Annotated in this window: 15 protein-coding genes; 7 read left to right on the plus strand and 8 right to left on the minus strand. The window is 72.4% G+C overall.

All coding sequences use genetic code 11. The annotated features are described in order from the left end of the window. Window positions 1-19 precede the first annotated feature (19 nt). Window positions 20-694, minus strand: a complete 675-nt coding sequence (locus tag B4V04_RS02820; protein WP_498228982.1) for a trimeric intracellular cation channel family protein — start codon at window positions 692-694, stop codon at window positions 20-22. After that, on the minus strand, window positions 691-1,443 hold the full coding sequence (locus tag B4V04_RS02825; RefSeq protein WP_498228984.1) for a DUF2797 domain-containing protein: 753 nt from the start codon (window positions 1,441-1,443) through the stop codon (window positions 691-693). The genes B4V04_RS02820 and B4V04_RS02825 overlap by 4 nt, the downstream gene beginning before the upstream one ends. A gap of 203 nt (window positions 1,444-1,646) precedes the next feature. On the opposite strand from B4V04_RS02825, the gene B4V04_RS02830 reads away from it, so the two are divergent. Beyond that, complete coding sequence (locus B4V04_RS02830) at window positions 1,647-2,747, plus strand: glycolaldehyde reductase (RefSeq protein ID WP_498228986.1); 1,101 nt, start codon at window positions 1,647-1,649, stop codon at window positions 2,745-2,747. A 207-nt stretch (window positions 2,748-2,954) separates the two neighbouring features. Further along, the gene (locus tag B4V04_RS02835) at window positions 2,955-3,326 is read left to right on the plus strand and encodes a BsuPI-related putative proteinase inhibitor (protein ID WP_498228987.1); all 372 of its coding nucleotides are present in this window, start codon (window positions 2,955-2,957) and stop codon (window positions 3,324-3,326) included. 36 nt (window positions 3,327-3,362) lie between these two features. Here B4V04_RS02835 and menD read toward each other — a convergent pair whose 3' ends face one another. Together menD and B4V04_RS02845 are read right to left on the minus strand one after the other, a co-directional pair. Continuing rightward, window positions 3,363-5,279, minus strand: a complete 1,917-nt coding sequence (gene menD / locus B4V04_RS02840; RefSeq protein WP_498228989.1) for a 2-succinyl-5-enolpyruvyl-6-hydroxy-3-cyclohexene-1-carboxylic-acid synthase — start codon at window positions 5,277-5,279, stop codon at window positions 3,363-3,365. A 70-nt stretch (window positions 5,280-5,349) separates the two neighbouring features. Further along, complete coding sequence (locus B4V04_RS02845) at window positions 5,350-6,315, minus strand: DUF1028 domain-containing protein (RefSeq protein WP_498228991.1); 966 nt, start codon at window positions 6,313-6,315, stop codon at window positions 5,350-5,352. Window positions 6,316-6,470: 155 nt separating this feature from the next. On the opposite strand from B4V04_RS02845, the gene B4V04_RS02850 reads away from it, so the two are divergent. Further along, entirely contained in the window at window positions 6,471-7,160 is a 690-nt protein-coding gene (locus tag B4V04_RS02850; RefSeq protein ID WP_498228993.1) for a nucleotide exchange factor GrpE, read from the plus strand. Window positions 7,161-7,187: 27 nt separating this feature from the next. Here the strand turns inward: B4V04_RS02850 and surE are convergent, their stop codons facing one another. Then, a complete protein-coding gene (gene surE / locus B4V04_RS02855; protein WP_498228995.1) occupies window positions 7,188-8,051 on the minus strand; it encodes a 5'/3'-nucleotidase SurE in 864 nt (287 codons plus the stop codon). 108 nt (window positions 8,052-8,159) lie between these two features. On the opposite strand from surE, the gene B4V04_RS02860 reads away from it, so the two are divergent. After that, complete coding sequence (locus B4V04_RS02860) at window positions 8,160-8,525, plus strand: DUF5798 family protein (RefSeq protein WP_498228996.1); 366 nt, start codon at window positions 8,160-8,162, stop codon at window positions 8,523-8,525. Window positions 8,526-8,528: 3 nt separating this feature from the next. Here the strand turns inward: B4V04_RS02860 and B4V04_RS02865 are convergent, their stop codons facing one another. Together B4V04_RS02865 and purD are read right to left on the minus strand one after the other, a co-directional pair. Beyond that, a complete protein-coding gene (locus B4V04_RS02865; protein ID WP_498229939.1) occupies window positions 8,529-9,047 on the minus strand; it encodes an acyltransferase in 519 nt (172 codons plus the stop codon). Window positions 9,048-9,399: 352 nt separating this feature from the next. Next, window positions 9,400-10,683: a phosphoribosylamine--glycine ligase gene (purD, locus tag B4V04_RS02870; RefSeq protein WP_498228998.1), complete on the minus strand. Its 1,284-nt coding sequence runs from the start codon at window positions 10,681-10,683 to the stop codon at window positions 9,400-9,402. Between the two features lie 142 nt (window positions 10,684-10,825). On the opposite strand from purD, the gene B4V04_RS02875 reads away from it, so the two are divergent. The 3 genes from B4V04_RS02875 (at window position 10,826) to B4V04_RS02885 (ending at window position 15,610) form a co-directional block, all read left to right on the plus strand. Beyond that, window positions 10,826-13,093 carry a thioredoxin domain-containing protein gene (locus tag B4V04_RS02875; protein ID WP_498229000.1) on the plus strand — a complete coding sequence of 756 codons (2,268 nt, stop codon included), beginning with the start codon at window positions 10,826-10,828 and terminating at the stop codon, window positions 13,091-13,093. 76 nt (window positions 13,094-13,169) lie between these two features. Then, window positions 13,170-14,468 carry an HAD hydrolase family protein gene (locus B4V04_RS02880; RefSeq protein ID WP_498229002.1) on the plus strand — a complete coding sequence of 433 codons (1,299 nt, stop codon included), beginning with the start codon at window positions 13,170-13,172 and terminating at the stop codon, window positions 14,466-14,468. Window positions 14,469-14,509: 41 nt separating this feature from the next. Further along, window positions 14,510-15,610: a geranylgeranyl reductase family protein gene (locus tag B4V04_RS02885; protein ID WP_498229004.1), complete on the plus strand. Its 1,101-nt coding sequence runs from the start codon at window positions 14,510-14,512 to the stop codon at window positions 15,608-15,610. A gap of 32 nt (window positions 15,611-15,642) precedes the next feature. Here B4V04_RS02885 and B4V04_RS02890 read toward each other — a convergent pair whose 3' ends face one another. Continuing rightward, window positions 15,643-16,104 carry a TRAM domain-containing protein gene (locus tag B4V04_RS02890; RefSeq protein ID WP_498229005.1) on the minus strand — a complete coding sequence of 154 codons (462 nt, stop codon included), beginning with the start codon at window positions 16,102-16,104 and terminating at the stop codon, window positions 15,643-15,645. Window positions 16,105-16,238 lie beyond the last annotated feature (134 nt).

Consider the following 16,238-nt stretch of genomic DNA (forward strand, 5'->3'; position numbering starts at 1 on the left):
CACCGCTCGCCGATCGGGCTCACCGCTCGCCGCCGACCCGCTCGAAGAACCGTTCAACCCACCCGGCAGTCGGGAGCTGCCAGCCGTACGCGATCGCGACCAAGCGAGAGCCGGCGGTCACCGCCGCGCACGCGCCGGCGGCGAGCCCGCCGAGCCCGCCGAGCGAGACGAGCGCCCAGTACGTCACGCCGCCCAGCACCGCGCAGCTCGCGTAGAAGTCGTCGAAGAGGATGAACGGCGCGCGGTCGAGGAGGACGTCCGCGACCGCGCCGCCGCCGACCGCGTTGATCGTCGCGACTGCGACGACGCCGAACGCGGAGACGCCCGCGTCGGTCGCGACGATCGCGCCGGTCGTCGCGAAGGCGGCGAGCCCGATCGCGTCCGCGACGAGCGTGATCGGGTGCGTGTCGGGGTCGGCGAGCACGACGCTCAGACCGACGGCCAGCCCGACGCCGACGAGGCCGAGCGCGATCTCCACCGGCGACTGGAGGGCGAGCGGGACGCGGTTCACGAGGAGGTCGCGGGTCACGCCGCCGGCGAACGCCATCGCCAGGCCGACGACCGCGACGCCGAACAGGTCGAACTCCTCGCGGATCGCCTTCGTCGAGCCCACGAGGGCGAACGCGACCAGTCCGACCGTGTTCATGACGGCGAACGGGTCGCCGAACAGGGTCGCCGCGAGCCCGCCCGTCACTCCCCGAACGCCCCCAGGCTCGACTGCAGTTCGCGGTCCGGCACCTCGTCGGTCAGCTCGCGGCCGACCAGCTCGCGGGCGTCGACCGCGTACGTCGAGCCGCCGCGGTCCAGCACCAGCACCCGGCCCTTCCAACCGCGCACCGTGCCGGCCGCCATCGTCTCCGCGACGGGGCGCTCGTCGAGGTCGAGCCCGTAGTCGAACGCGAAGCGCTCGATCGGGTCGAACCGATCGAGGAGCGCCGCCCACGCCGATTCGTCGACCTCGCGGCCGAACCCGTCGAGCTTCGTCGGCACCCGGACCCGGTCGACGAGGTCGTCGCCGTCGGCCAGCTCGGCCTCCACCCGTCGGGCGACCCGTCCGTCGGGGAAGGTCCGGACGTGGGCGGCCCGGTCCGCGCCCTGCTCGCGGAGCCGCGTCTCCAGCCGCCACAGCCGCGTCACCCCGACCTTCAGCACGTCGGGGGCGAACGCGGCGAGGTACAGCGCGTGCTCCTCGTGGCAGTCCATCTCGTCTTTGAGACACGTCCCCGTGCACCGCGCGCACACCCAGACGCTGCCGTGGGCGTCGCAGTAGGGGGCCTCGGGGGCGTCGCAGGCGACGTGCTCGCCGTCGTGGACGGTCCCCGCGCAGCGGCGCTCGCCGAGTCCGTAGGCCAGCTCCGTGCCGGCGTCCGCCTCGACGAACTCGACCGCGCCGCCGCTGGCGACGTAGAGCCCCTCGCCCGACTCGTAGCCCACGACCTGCACGCGCTCCCGTACGGGGGGCCGCGACTTATGCGCGTCGTCGTCGGGAAAGCGATCGGGTACCGGCTCGTCGTCCGACCGAACCGGCACCGAACGACCGGGCGTCGGAATCGCCCGCGAACGGCCCTATTAATAAACGGTATCTCAACGGAATCACCCGGCGCAACTGTTATTACCGTGTTGAAAGATCATGACAGTGTCACACAATGACGCAGATATTCAAATCTCCGGCGGCGTACGTACAGGGCCGGGGTGTCGCCGGGGAGATCGGAACACACGCTGCAGAGTTGGGCGAGAAAGCGATGCTAATCGCCGACGAGATCGTCCTCGACATTCTCGAAGACCGCGTACTGGCGAGTCTCGAAGACGCGGGACTGGGCGCGACGTCGGTGGAGTTCAACGGCGAGGCGTCCGAGACGGAGATCGACCGTATCACCGACCTGGCGGAAGATCGGGGGATCGACCTCGTCGTCGGTGCGGGCGGGGGCAAGGCGCTCGACACCGCAAAAGCCGTCCGAACGAACCTGAACGAATCGATGGTTTCGATGCCGACGGTCGCCTCGACGGACGCTCCAACGAGCGCGCTCTCGGTCATCTACAGCGAACACGGCGAGTTCCAAGAGTACTGGTTCTACGAGGACCACCCAGATCTCGTGCTAGTGGATACGGCCGTTATCGCCGGCGCGCCGACCCGCTTCTTCCGGTCGGGGATCGCCGACGGCCTCGCGACGTGGTTCGAAGCCGACGCGGCCTCCCAGTCGGACGGCGACAACGTCGTCGGCGGGAAACCCACGCGGGCCGGGCACCAGCTGGCGCGCCTCTGTTACGACACGCTGCGCGACCACGGGCTCGCCGCGGTCGATGCGGTCGAGCGGGGCGCTGTCACCGAGAGCGTCGAAGCCGTCACCGAGGCGAACACCCTTCTCAGCGGACTGGGTTTCGAGAGCGGTGGCCTCGCGGCGGCCCACTCGATACACAACGGGCTGACGCAGCTGGAGGCGACGCACGGCGCGACCCACGGAGAGAAAGTCAACATCGGGACGATATCACAGCTCGTGTTGGAAGGCCGTGACGACGCCTTCATCGAGGAGTACGTCGAGTTCTCGCTGGACCTCGGACTTCCGGTCACGCTCTCGGATATCGGTCTCGACGACCCGTCGGACGGCGACCTCACCGTCGTCGCCGAGGCGGCCTGCGTCGACGAGGAGACGATCCACAACCAGCCGTTCGCGGTCTCTCCACCGATGGTCCGCGACGCGCTTTTAACCGCCGACGAACTCTCACGACGGGTCCGCGAGAACCGCTGAGTCCCCGCGGCGTTCCGTCCGTTCGAACGAAGCGCCGTCGGGCGTACCGCGACGCGTCCGTGACCCCGAACCCGGAGAGCACGCGTTTACACGACTCAGATTCCCGACGGCGGGGCTTGCCGAGAGAGAGAGAGGATTTCGATAGAACCACACGGACCGCAGAGATCGGGCGGATTTTTTAAATAATATCGCGTGCGATTCATTCCCATGCTCGACGCCGCGCTCGCGACCGACGAGGGCGACGAGGGGGTCGACCTCGCGCTCACCGTGACGAACGGGGGCGAAGACCCGGTCACGCTCCGGTTCCGGACCGGCCAGCGCGCCGACTTCGCGGCCTTCGAGTCCGCCGCCGCCGACGCGGCGGGCGACCCCCGTCACAGCACCGCCGGGCCGGTCTGGCGACACGGCGAAGGGCGCGTGTTCACGCAGGCGCTCGGCACCGAGACGCTGGCGCCCGGCGAGTCGGCGACGTACGAGGGGACGTGGCCGACCCCGCCGCCCGGCGTCTACCTGATCGTCGGGACGCTGACCGCCGAGGAGCACGACGCGGAGGCGACCGCGACGGTCGCGGTCGAGTGAGCCGCCGCGGTCTCGGTCCGAGCCGCCGCCGCGGTCTCAGTCCGGGCCGCCGCGGCCTCGGTCCGAGCCGCCGCCGTGGACCGCCTCGTCGACCGCCGCCGCGAGCCGCTCTCGCGTCCGGTGGCTCGACTCGGCGTCGGTCCGCACCTCGATCAGGTGGGAGCCGTCGGCGTCGCGCGCTTTCGCGCACGCCGATTCGAGTTCCTCGGCGACGTCGACCGGGTCCCCGACCGCCTCGGGCCGCGCGTCGATCCGCGCGTACGACAGCCCGTGGAGGTCGGCCAGCGGCTCGAACTCGACGCCGTGGGGCGTCTTGAACGACTCCGTGAACTCGGGCTCGAACGACTCGATCGGGAGCGCGTGGAAGATCCCGCCGCCGTCGTTGTTGATCAGGACCACCGTCGCGTCGACGTCGCACCGGTCGAGCGCGAGCAGGCCGTTCGCGTCGTGGTACAGCGCGAGGTCGCCGACGACGAGGGTGAGGTCGTCCGTCGTCGCCGAGCCCGCCCCGAGCGCGCTGGAAACGATCCCGTCGATCCCGCTGACTCCGCGGTTGCCGAGCGCGGTGACGCTCGCCGTCGTCGGCCCGACGAATCGGTCGAGGTCGCGGACGGGCATCGAGTTGGAGACGAACAGCGTCGCCGGGTCCGGGAGCGCGGCGGCCACGGCGCGGAGCGCGTCGCCCTCGTGGAATCCGGCCGGATCGCCGTCCGCCGAGAGAACCGCTTCGCGCTCTCTGTCGTGTATCTGCCGGGCGACGCGGTCGGCCTCCTCCCACTGCGCGCGCCAGTCCGGGTCGCCACCGCCGCCGGCGACGAGCCGCGAGAGGCGGGCGCAGAGGCGGCTCGGCTCTGCGACGACGAGGTCGGTCGCGGCGAACTCCGCCTCGCGCCAGCGCCCCGCGGGGTCGACCTGGTACTGGTCGGCGCCGGTCTCGGCGAGGTACTTACGGAGGTTCTTCGAGGTGGGCGACGCGCCGAGCCGGAGGACGACCTCGGGGTCGGTCCATCCGGCGGCGGCCTCGGCCGCGGCGTCTCCGTCGCCCTCGGCGTCGCCGCCCTGAGCGTCGCTTCCGTCCCCGGCGACCGCCGCCGAGAGGTACGCGTCGTACGCGCCGATCACGGGCGCGACGCGGGTGTGGCCGCCGTACCGGACGTTCGAGAGCGGGTCGGCGAGCACCGGAAACCCGGTCGCGTGCGACAGCGCGGTCACCGACTCGGCGTCGAGGCCGGGCGGGTCCGCGGGGCCGGCGACGATCAGCCCGCGGTCGACCCCCGACAGCTCGTTCGCCAGCGCGCGGAGCCCGTCATCGCCCGGCTCGGGCGAGCCCGGCGTCACGTCGACGTAGGGGCCGTCGCGGCCGGCCGCGGCGATCGGGTCGAGGTCGGCCGGGACGTCGCCCGGCACCCGCGTCGGCTCCAGCGGCTTCTCGAACGGGACGTTGAGGTGAACCGGACCGGGGTCGGCGCCCTCGGCGGCCGCGACGGCCCGGCCCACGGTGGTCCGCAGCGACCGGAGCGCGCGGTCGTTCGGCGCCGGCTCGGGGAGGTCCTTATAAAATCGGACGGCGTCGCCGTACAGCTTCTCCTGGTCGGCGGTCTGGTTGGCGCCCGAGTCGCGCAGCTCCGGCGGGCGGTCGGCCGTGAGCGCGAGCAGGGGGACGCGGGCCTCGCTCGCCTCCATCACGGCCGGGTGGTAGTTGGCGGCGGCGGTGCCGGAGGTGCAGATCAGCGGCGCGACGCTCCCCGTCCGCCGGGCTCGGCCCAGCGCGAAGTAGGCGGCGGAGCGCTCGTCGAGCTGGGAGAAGACGCGGAGGTCGTCGTGCCGGGCGGCGGCCATCGTCAGCGGCGTCGATCGGCTGCCCGGCGAGACGACGACGCTGTCGACGCCCGCGGCGACGAGCTCGTCAACGAGCGCCCCCGCCCACAGCGCGTTCCGGTTCGGCGCGGTCATTGCCACCGCTTGGGAGTCGACATTTAAATACTCCCGCGGGTCGGCGGCGCCGTCTGGCTCCGCGGCGTTCTTATACCCGGTCGAGCCGCGAGAGCCCGTGCCACACCGCGTCGACGAGGCGGTCCTCTCCCTCGCCGTCGGCGTCGTCCCAGCCCCGAGCGATCGCGTCCTCTAACACCGGCACGGGATGGTTCTCGAAGTTGTTCATCCCGCGGAACGTCTCCAGCGCCTCGCGGTGGGGATCGCCGAAGGCGTCGGCCTCGGCCGCCCTGCTCCCGGTCGCGTCCCCCCCGGACGCGTCGGTCTCGTCGAGGAAGCCGAGGTCGGCGAGGACTTCCGCGACCGCCGCGGCCGCCTCGCCGGTCAGCTCCCGGGTCTCGTCGGGCGCTTCGCGCTCCAGCAGGGTGACGTCGTACAGCTTGAACACCCGTTCGAGCTCGTCGATCGGGCTGTCGTGGTCGTCGACGCGCACGTCGATCCACCGGTCGTTGCGGCCGTCGTAGCCGCCCTCCGGCTTGGCGACGTACAGCGCGGCCGACTGCTCGCCGCGCCTGTCGCCGCCCGCCTCGTTGCCGGCGTGGAGCGCGGCGATCAGCCGCTCGGGGAGGCCGCCCGCCGTCTCCTCGAACGCCTCCGCCATCGCGGTCAGCGTCTCGGCGTTCTCCAGGATGTTGCCTTGGACGGTGTAGTCGTCGCCCTGCAGGTCGCCCGCGTAGTCGTGACAGTCGGCGCCGGTGAACGCGGCCGGCTCGCCCTCGAGGCCCACCACGCCGACCTGTCTGGAGGGCGCCTCGTCGTCGGGGGCGGTGAGCCGGTCGACGACCTCCTCGGCGTCGTGCCCCTCGCGGAGCAGATCGAGCCCGTCGGGGCCGTAGGCGACGTTCGCGAAGCTCTGCGTCGCGATCGCGCCGGCGTCCGCGCTGACGAACGGGACGACAGCGCCGACGCTGACGAACTTCGACTGAACGGCGACGCCGACGGCGTCGGTCTCCGGGTCGCGGGCGGCGATCGAGAACGTCGAGGGACGAGGTGGCATGCGGATCGAGGGATCGGCGGCCGCCCTCATAAATTCGGTCGGGTCGTCGTGCCGTCCGCCCCTCGTCGGCGCCGGCACCGCCGCCGACGCGCCCCGCGCCGCCGTCGCGGTCGCGTTCTGCAACGCTTATGCACGCCGACCGACTTCGATCGCGTATGAGCGACGACGACGCCGTCGACGTCGAGGTCGAGTCCCCCGACGACGCCGCGGCCGACGCGGCGAGCGCGAACGGCACGGCGGAGGCGACCGCCGAGGGAGCGAGCGGCGAGTCGGCGACCGATGCGGCCGGCGAGCACGACGCGGCCGGCGAGAGCGAGGCCCTGGCCGCCGCCGTCGCCGAGCACGACGAGGCGCTCGCGCGGGAGGTTGCCGAGTTGGAAGCGGAGCTCGAGGAGACGCGCGAGGAGCTGCTGGAGGCCGAGGAGGAAGCCGAGGAGCTGACGAGCAAGCTCGCCCGCGTGAAGGCGGACTTCAGCAACTACAAGGAGCGCGCCAAGCGCAAGCAGGAGGAGATCCGCGAGCGCGCCTCCGAGCGGCTCGTCGAGCGGATCACGCCCGTCCGCAACGACCTCCTGCGCGCGCTCGACCAGGAGGAGGGGAGCGACCTCCGCCCCGGCGTCGAGTCGACGCTGGAGAAGTTCGACGAGGTGCTCGCCGAGGAGGGCGTCGAGCCGATCGCCCCGGAGCCCGGCGACGAGGTCGACCCGTCCCGCCACCAGGTGATGCTCCGCGTCGAGAGCGACCAGCCCGAGGGCACCGTCCACGAGGTGTACGAGCCCGGCTACGAGATGGGCGACCGCGTCGTCAGCGAGGCGAAGGTCACCGTCAGCGCCGACGAGTCGTAGGCCGCGTTCCGGCCGTCCCTCCCGTTCTCACCGATCGGTCCCGTACCGGCTCGCGAGCTCGTCGAGCCCCGCGTCCGGTTCGGCGGCGTGGGGCACCGACAGCGGCGAGACCGACACCTCGCCGTCGACGACCGCGCGCCGGTCGGTGCCGACCGGGTCCGGCACGTCCGCGGGCGTCATCCGCCCCCAGATCGGGTCGGAGATGGAGACGCCGCCGTTCCCGTCGGACGTCGCCTCCATCCCGTACCACTCCGAGGGCTTAGTGACGCGCATCGGCGCGGGGTCGACCGCGGGTTCGGCCGCGGGGTCGGACGACGCGCCGTCGCTCACGGCCGCCTCCCGTCCCCCGTCGCCCTCTGCGGGCTCCGCCATCGGCGCGTTGACGTTGAGGTAGTCGGCCCGCTCGAAGACGCCCGTCCCGACGGCCTCGTCGACGAGGAACCGCGTGGCGCGCGCGGCGTGCGCGAACGACGCCGGCGGCAGGTCCCGCTTCCACCAGTCGTCGCCGCCCGGCACGTACATCGACGCCGCGATCCCGGGGACGCCGAAGAACGCCCCCTCGACGACCGCGGAGACGGTCCCGGACCGCCCGAGCGTGTACGCGCCGAGGTTGGCGCCCTCGTTGCAGCCGGCGACCACGAGGTCGGCGTCCGGGACGAGTTCGTCGAGGCCGGCGACGACGCAGTCGACCGGCGTCCCGTCCACGGCGTACCCCAGCTCGTGCTCGCGGACCTCGACGTCTGCGGAGATGGCGCGGCCGACGGAGGAGCGGTCCCCCGCGGGCGCGACCGTCACCACGTCGTAGTCGACCGAGAGCGCGTCGTACAGGGCGCGGAGTCCGACGGCGTCGACGCCGTCGTCGTTCGTCAGCAGGATCCGCTCGACGCTCATACCGCTACGTCGGGCGGTTCGGACAAAAGCCCACCGTCGGTGGAGAGCGGTCGGCGTCGCCCGGAGCGAACGGAAAAGCCCACGTATCCCGGGCCCTCACCGTCCGACATGGGATTCGGGGACACGGCCAAGAAGATCCAGACGCTCGCCGACAAGGCCGAGCGCACGTACCAGAAGATCAACGAGCTCCGCACCGAGGTCGAGGAGACCCAGACGACCGTGCTCGACACCTCCGAGCGCGTCCAGCAGCTGGAAAACGAGATGGCCGAGCAGCGGGCCGTCCTCGACGCGGTCGCGCGAGAGGTCGGCGTCGACTTGGAGAGCGTCAGCACCGAGGCGCACATCACCGAGGCGGAGCGCGCCGCCGCGGAGGACGCGGCCGGGAACGCGACCGACGATACCGGGGCCGCGGAGAGCGACGGCGGCGACCCGGCCGACGCGGACGGCGACGACACGAACCCCGACGCGGCGTAGCGCCTATTCCGCGGCTTCGGCCGTCTCGTCGACGGACTCCCCTCCGTCGTCCGCTCGCGAGACCACCTCGGCCGGCACGCCCGCGACCGTCGTCTCCGGCGGGACGTCCGCGGCGACGAGGGAGTTGGCGGCGACGCGCGCGCCCTCGCCGACCGTGACGCCCGGCAGGACGACCGCGCCGGCCCCGATCATCGCGCCCTCCTCGACGACGACGTCGCCGAGGCGGTACTCGTCGCGGAGGAACTCGTGGCACAGCAGCGTCGCGTCGTAGCCGATTATCGCGTCGTCGCCGACGGCGATCCGCTCCGGCCAGAACACGTCCGGCGTCGACTCCAACCCCCACGCGACGCCGGTCCCGACCGTGACGCCGATCCGCCGCAGCAGCCAGTTCTTCAGCCGCAGGCTCGGACAGACCCGGGCGAGCACGATCGCGACGTAGTTGCGGACGACGACGAGCGGCGACTTCGCGTCCGGCCACGACCACAGCGAGTTCCGCGGGCCGCCCGTCGGGTGGCGCTCCAGTCGGCCGGTCCGGGAGTCGTCGGTATCCCCGTCGCCGTCTGCGCCCGCCGCTGCGCGCTCCGCCGAACCCGCCGCCTCGCCGCCGTCCTCGTGAGTCACGAGGGGACCTTCGGACGGCACGGGTAAAAGGGTCGCCGACACGCTCGGCGGTCCGAGAGCGGGGTCGTGTCGGTGCCGAAATCGACGCGAGGGTTCAAGTCGGATACCGCGGCCAGCGCCCTCACGACCTGACGAGGGCCCACGGCCGGCCGAGACGGGTGCGCGGTCGACCGCCGTGCGGACGCGACGACCGACCGCCTGTTCGCCACGCCGTCCAGCGCCGCGTCCGTGCGGCGTCCGCCGGGGGTCCGCGCTACTGTCGCAGCTCGTCCATGTGATCGATCCGCCGCTCGACCAGGTCGGCCTTCCCCACGTCGTGGCGGATTCGGAGGCCGTCGCCGGCGGCCGAGAGCCCCGCCTCGGCCTGTCGCTCCGCGGCGGCGATCGAGTCGCCGCGGCCCACGACCGCGAACGACCGCGAGGTCGTCGTGTACAGCCCGTCGTCGCGCTCGTCGACGCTCGCGTAGTAGAGCAGCGCGTCGCCGACGCTCTCCTCGTCGACCGCGATCTTCGCGCCAGCGTCGGGGTCGACCGGGTAGCCGTCCGGCACCGCGTACTTGCAGACGGTCGCCTCGCCCGAGAAGGCCAGGTCGGGGAGCGTACGGTCGTCGCGCGCGGCCGTCAGCACGTCGACGAAGGGGGTCTCCAGGACGGGGAGCGTGTTCATCGCCTCCGGGTCGCCGAAGCGCGCGTTGAACTCGACGACCTTCGGCCCCTCGTCGGTGAGCATGAACTGCCCGTAGAGGACGCCCTTGTAGTCGGGGAGCGCGTCGACGACCGCCTCCAGCACGTCGACGGCGGCCTCGTAGTCGCCCTCGGCCATGAACGGGAGCGAAAGCCCCGTGTCGGAGTACGAGCCCATCCCGCCGGTGTTCGGCCCCTCGTCGCCCTCGTAGGCGCGCTTGTGATCCTGGACCGCGGGCGTCGTCCGGAGGTCGCCGTTCGCGACGAACGCCTGCACGGTGAACTCCTCGCCGACGAGCCGCTCCTCTAACACCACGCGGTCGTAGTCGGAGTCGCGGAGGTACGCCTTCGCGCCGTCGGCGTCCACCTGGTCACCCATCACCTTCACGCCCTTCCCGCCGGTGAGGCCGGCCGGCTTCACCGCGAGGTCGCCGTCGTACGCGTCGATGTAGTCGCAGGCGGCCTCGATGTCGTCGAACACCGCGTAGTCGGGACAGCCGGGGACGTCGGCCGCCTCCATGAACTCGCGCTGGTACGCCTTGTCCGTCTCCAGCCGCGCCTCCTCGGCCCGCGGGCCGAACGCGTACACGCCGGCGTCGTCGAGCGCGTCGGCGACGCCCGCCGCGAGCGACGACTCGGGGCCGATCACCGCGAGGTCGGCGCCGACGTCGGTCGCGTAGTCGGCGACGGCCTCGGCGTCGGTCTCGTCGATCGACTCGAAGCCGTCGGCCAGCCGGCGGATGCCCGGGTTCCGGTTGCTCGCGCAGGCGTACAGCGCGCAGTCGCCGGCGACCGCGCGGGCGATCGCGTGCTCGCGTCCGCCGCCGCCGACGAGGAGTACGGTCTCGGTCATGCCCGACGGATAACTGCACGGTAGTGTAAACGTTACTCTCCGCTCACGCCGAGATAGCCACGTACGTGGATCGAACGGGGGATCGCGACTGGATCCGACGCTCGTGTGACGGGTTTTTGCCTCGCCGGGGCGAACCGGGCGTATGACACAGCCGACGGAGCGGAACCGCCTCGACGGGGAGGCGAGCCCGTACCTCCAGCAGCACGCCGACAACCCGGTCCACTGGCAGCCGTGGGGCGACGAGGCGTTCGAGCGCGCCCGCGAGCACGACGTCCCGGTGTTCGTCTCCATCGGCTACTCCTCCTGCCACTGGTGTCACGTGATGGCCGAGGAGAGCTTCGAGGACGAGGGGGTCGCGGAGGTGCTCAACGAGGAGTTCGTGCCGGTCAAGGTCGACCGCGAGGAGCGCCCGGACGTGGACAGCACGTTCATGACCGTCTCCCAGCTCGTCACGGGCGGCGGCGGCTGGCCGCTCTCCGCGTGGTGCACGCCCGAGGGGAAGCCGTTCTACGTCGGGACCTACTTCCCGCCGGAGCCGCGCCGGAACCAGCCGGGGTTCCGCGACCTCTGTGAACGAATCGCCGACTCGTGGGCGGACCCCGAGCAGCGCGAGGAGATGAAGCGGCGCGCCGAGCAGTGGACGACGAGCGCCCGCGACGAGCTGGAGTCGGTCCCCGAGCGGGACGACGACCACGACGCGAGCGACGCCGAGGCGCCCGGCGCCGACCTCCTCGACGAGGCGGCCGCCGCTGCGATACGGGGGTACGACGACGAGTACGGCGGGTTCGGCAGCGGCGGCGCGAAGTTCCCGATGCCGGGGCGGATCGACCTGCTCCTGCGCGCCTACGGCCGAAGCGGCCGGGACGCCGCGCTCGCGGCCGCGACCGGCACCCTCGACGGGATGGCCCGCGGCGGGATGTCCGACCAGATCGGCGGCGGGTTCCACCGGTACGCGACCGACCGGCGGTGGACCGTCCCCCACTTCGAGAAGATGCTGTACGACAACGCGGAGCTCCCGCTCGTGTACCTCGACGGCTACCGCGTGACGGGCGACCCGGCGTACGCCCGCGTCGCGAGCGAGACGCTCGGCTTCCTCGACCGCGAGCTCCGCCACGAGGCGAGCGGCTTCTTCAGCACGCTCGACGCGCGGAGCGCGCCACCGGAGAGCCGGCGAGGGGACGCGAGCGACGACGGCCACGTGGCCGAGGACGTCGAGGGCGCCTTCTACGTGTGGACGCCCGCGGAGGTCGACGCGGTCCTCGACGAGCCGGCCGCGTCGCTGGCGAAGGCGCGGTACGGGATCGAGTCGGGCGGCAACTTCGAGCGCGGCACGACCGTGCCGACGGTCTCGGCGTCGGTCGCGGAGCTCGCCGAGGAGCACGACCTCGCGGTCGACGAGGTCCGTGAGCACCTGACCGAGGCCCGCGTCGCGCTGTTCGAGGCGCGGGAGTCCCGCCCGCGGCCCGCCCGCGACGAGAAGGTGCTCGCGGCGTGGAACGGCCGGGCTATCTCCGCGTTCGCGAGCGCGGCGGGCGCCCTCGGCGAGGAGTACGCCGAGATCGCTCGGGAGGCGCTCGACTTCTGTCGCGACCGCCTGTACGACGCCGACTCCGGCGAACTCGCCCGGCGATGGCTCGACGGCGACGTCCGCGGTCCGGGGTACCTCGACGACCACGCGTTCCTCGCGCGCGGCGCGCTCGACGTCTACGCCGCCACCGGCGACCCGGAGCCGCTCGGGTTCGCGCTGGAGCTGGCCGAGACGATCGTCGACGAGTTCCACGACCCCGACGACGGGACGATCTACTTCACTCGGGACCCGGAGGCGGACGGCGGCGACGGGACGACCGCGGGCGACGGAGAGGCGCAACGCGCCTCTAGCAGCCGGACGCAGTCCGGCGACGACGCCCTGTTCGCCCGCCCACAGGAGTTCACCGACCGCTCGACGCCGTCGAGCCTCGGCGTGGCGGCCGAGACGCTGATGCTCCTCGACGGGTTCCGGACCGACCGCGACTTCGCCGCGGTCGCGGAGGCCGTCGTGACGACCCACGCGGACCGGATCCGCGCGAGCCCGCTGGAACACGTCTCGCTCGTGCGGGCGGCCGAGCGCGTCGAGACCGGCGGGATCGAGGCGACGATCGCCGCCGACGCGGTGCCGGACGCGTGGCGCGAGACCCTCGGCGAGCGGTACCTCCCGGGTGCGCTCGTCGCGCCGCGGCCGCCGACGGCGGCGGGGTTGGACGAGTGGCTCGACCGGCTCGACATGGACGAGGCGCCGCCGATCTGGGCCGGCCGCGACGCCGTCGACGGCGAGCCGACCGCCTACGTCTGCGAGGGGCGGACCTGCTCGCCGCCGGAGACCGACCTCGACGCGGCGCTGACGTGGCTGGCGGAGCGGCGCGGCGACTCGTAACTCCGGTCGGTTCGCCGCCCGGGCTCGGCGACGCCGAGTCGGCACGCTTTACGGACCCCGGGGCGGAGGGGCGCGCATGGAGCGGTACGACCTCCTCTATCGCCTGTACGACGAGTTCGACGTCGAGACCCTCCGCGAGCACCAGTCGTTCGTCGACCTCTTTCCGCCGGTGGACTCGCGCGTGGCGCTGGAACACTGGGAGGACGCGAGCGACGAGCTCGACCTGTTGAAATCCGAGATCCGCGACGCGCTTCCGGGCGGTGCCACCTTCGCGGAGATCGCCGCTCACGCCGACCGCGAGACGGCGTTCACCGCCCTCGACCTCCACGCCAAGTACGGCCGCGCCGTCAACGCGCTGGTGTTGGACGTCGACGAGACGCTTCGGTCGGCCGGCGGCACCGACAACGAGATCCCCCGGGAGACGCTGCACGTGTTGACGACGCTCCACGACGCCGGGGTGCCGATCGTCATCTGCACCGGCCAGACGTTAGAGAACGTCAAGGGGTTCATGATCCAGGGGCTCGGGAACGAGCTGGTCCACTCCGGCGCCTTCTCGATCGTCTACGAGTCGGGGAACGGCGTGTTCACGCCCGGCCACGGCTCCCGGACGAAGCGGCTGCTCTACGAGGAGCTCGACGAGTCGGTTCGGGGCGTCTTCGACGACGTCCGGTCCCGCGTCCTCCCCGAGTCCCCCGAGGACGTTCGCCGCGGCTGTCACCTCCAGGGCAACGAGTTCAACGTCACGCTGAAACCCAACTTCGAGACCGGGAGCGCTGACGCGGAGGCCGTGATCGACGACGGGCTCGTGCACCTGATCGACCTGTTGGGCGCGGTCGTCGTCGAGCGGGCCGACGTCGAGGGCGGCGACGGCGCCGGCGAGGACGACACCTCCTCTCCGGCCGAGCGCGGCGCCGCGTGGGCACGGGCCCACTACGCGTCGGCCGACCCGGAGATCCGCGAGGTGCTCGAAGCAAGCGCAGCCGAAGGGGGGACGGCCGTCGATCCGACCGCGCTCGCCGACGTTCCGGAGCCGGTCGCCGCGCTGTTCGACCGGATCGACGTCGGCTACTACCGCGGCGACGCGGCGGAGATCACCTCGCTGGAGCTGGACAAGGTCGCGGGCGTCGAGGCGGCGCTCGACGTGCTCGACGTGCGGGACCCGTTCCTGCTCGTGATGGGCGACAGCAAGTCGGATCTGCGGGTGATGGAGTGGGTCGCCGAACGCGACTCGGGCATCGCCGCCGCGCCCGAGCACGCCTCGGCCGACGTGCTCTCGCACGTGCTGGAGCGCGACGAGCTGGTGTTCGACCGCGGGGCCTCGGCGCGGACGCTCCGGACCGCCCACGTCCTCAACCTGCTCGCGCGGCTCGAGTAAGCCGCGGCGTAATTATATACGTCCGTCACCACGCCTCGTCCATGCACGATTTCATCGTCGTCGGCGCCGGCCCGCCGGGCTCGCGGTTCGCCAGGCGCGCGGCCGAGGCCGGCCGCGACGTGGTCGTCTTCGAGAAGGGGACCGTCGGCGAGCCGCTGGCCTGCTCGGGGCACGTCTCCGACGACGTCTGGGAGTACGTCCCCGACGAGGCCCGCGACCGACTCCTCCAGAACCGCGTCTACGGCGCGCGGTTCCACGTCGGCGGCCCCGGTTCGACGGCGTACCCGTTTTACAAGGACCGCCCCGTCTCGAACGTGATCGACCGCGTCGGGCTCGACCGGACGCTCGCCGACTGCGCGCGCGAGGCTGGCGCCGACGTGCGCGAGGGCCACACCGTCCTCGACGTGGACGAGCGGTCGGACCGCGTCGCCGTCGAGGTCCGGGCTCCCGACGGCGACGTCGAGACCGTCGAGGCGCGGATGGTCGCCGGCTGCGACGGCCCCACCTCCCGCGTGCGCCGGTCGCTCGACCTCCCGGAGCCGGACGAACTGCTCCACGGGGTGCTCGCGTTCGACGACGCGGCCGACGCCGGCGACCTCGTCGACGTCCACCTCACCGCGCCGACGTTCTTCGCGTGGCGGATCCCGCGGGGGGACGCCGGCGTCGAGTACGGGCTCGCGGCGCCCCCGAGCGACGACGTCACGGCGATGTTCGACCGGCTCACCGACGCGTACGGCGCGACGACCGACCGGTTCTGCTCCGGGGCGATCCCGGTCGGCCCGCCGGACCGAGTCACGTCGGACCGCGCGTTCCTGATCGGGGACGCGGCCGCGCAGACGAAGCCGTTCACCGGCGGGGGGATCCTCTACGGAATGACCGCGGCCGACGTGGCCGCGGACGTCGTCGACCCGGACGATCCAGCGACGCTCGACGACTACGAGGCCGGCTGGCGCGACGCGATCGGCCGGGAGATCCTGCTCGGGAAAGGGATCCGCCGGTGCTACTCGCTGCCGGAGCCGGTCCAGCGGCTCGGCCTGCGGGCGCTGTCGGGCGAGATCGGCGTCCACATGGACCGCCCGAGCTCCTTTTTCTCGGCGACGCACCTCCGGCGGCTGTTCTCGCGGAGCGACCCGCCGGAGTGACCGGGGTCCGAGAGGCGGGTCAGACGGCGACGCTACTCGCCGACGACCTCGGCGAACGAGACGTTCTCGCGCACGCTCGTGATCTCGACCGTCGGCTCGTCGCCCGGCTCGGAGTCCGGGACGATGACGACGTAGCCGCGTTCGATCTTCGCGATCCCGTCGCCCTTGTCGCCGAGCGTCTCGATCGTGACCTCGCGGACGTCGCCCTCGGAGACCGGCGGGCCGGCGGCGGCGTCCGCGGGGGAGCGCGCCGCGGGGGCGCCGGCCCCGTTGCCCGCGACGTCCCGGTCCGGCGACGCGTTCGCCGCGGCCTCGCCCGAGGCTCCGGGCTCGTCTCCTTCGTCTCGTTTTATCAGCGCTACCCGGTACGTCTCGTCGGGAGTGACCGTCCCGTGTTCGATCTCCGACGAGGGGACCGCGACGACGTGGTCGCCGTCGCGCTCCTCGACCTCTCCGGTGAACAGACACGCGAGCGAATCGGTGATCTCGACCATGAGCTACGTTGCGAACACGGTAATGAAAAGCTCCCTATTATTACCCGCGGTGAGAGCGCGCTCGGAGAGCTGTCTTGAGTCGAGAGGCTCGCGCCTCAGATGGCCGATCGAACATAAACGTTTACCCTGTTCCG

It is taken from the genome of Halorubrum sp. B52 (genome assembly GCF_059752555.1).

Excerpts from the sequence above, each read along its gene's own strand:
- B4V04_RS02830 (WP_498228986.1), top strand. The coding sequence starts at position 1,647 with ATGACGCAGATATTCAAATCTCCGGCGGCGTACGTACAGGGCCGGGGT.
- B4V04_RS02835 (WP_498228987.1), top strand. The coding sequence starts at position 2,955 with ATGCTCGACGCCGCGCTCGCGACCGACGAGGGCGACGAGGGGGTCGAC.
- menD (WP_498228989.1), bottom strand. The coding sequence starts at position 5,279 with ATGACCGCGCCGAACCGGAACGCGCTGTGGGCGGGGGCGCTCGTTGAC.
- B4V04_RS02845 (WP_498228991.1), bottom strand. The coding sequence starts at position 6,315 with ATGCCACCTCGTCCCTCGACGTTCTCGATCGCCGCCCGCGACCCGGAG.
- B4V04_RS02850 (WP_498228993.1), top strand. The coding sequence starts at position 6,471 with ATGAGCGACGACGACGCCGTCGACGTCGAGGTCGAGTCCCCCGACGAC.
- surE (WP_498228995.1), bottom strand. The coding sequence starts at position 8,051 with ATGAGCGTCGAGCGGATCCTGCTGACGAACGACGACGGCGTCGACGCC.
- B4V04_RS02860 (WP_498228996.1), top strand. The coding sequence starts at position 8,160 with ATGGGATTCGGGGACACGGCCAAGAAGATCCAGACGCTCGCCGACAAG.
- purD (WP_498228998.1), bottom strand. The coding sequence starts at position 10,683 with ATGACCGAGACCGTACTCCTCGTCGGCGGCGGCGGACGCGAGCACGCG.
- B4V04_RS02875 (WP_498229000.1), top strand. The coding sequence starts at position 10,826 with ATGACACAGCCGACGGAGCGGAACCGCCTCGACGGGGAGGCGAGCCCG.
- B4V04_RS02880 (WP_498229002.1), top strand. The coding sequence starts at position 13,170 with ATGGAGCGGTACGACCTCCTCTATCGCCTGTACGACGAGTTCGACGTC.
- B4V04_RS02885 (WP_498229004.1), top strand. The coding sequence starts at position 14,510 with ATGCACGATTTCATCGTCGTCGGCGCCGGCCCGCCGGGCTCGCGGTTC.
- B4V04_RS02890 (WP_498229005.1), bottom strand. The coding sequence starts at position 16,104 with ATGGTCGAGATCACCGATTCGCTCGCGTGTCTGTTCACCGGAGAGGTC.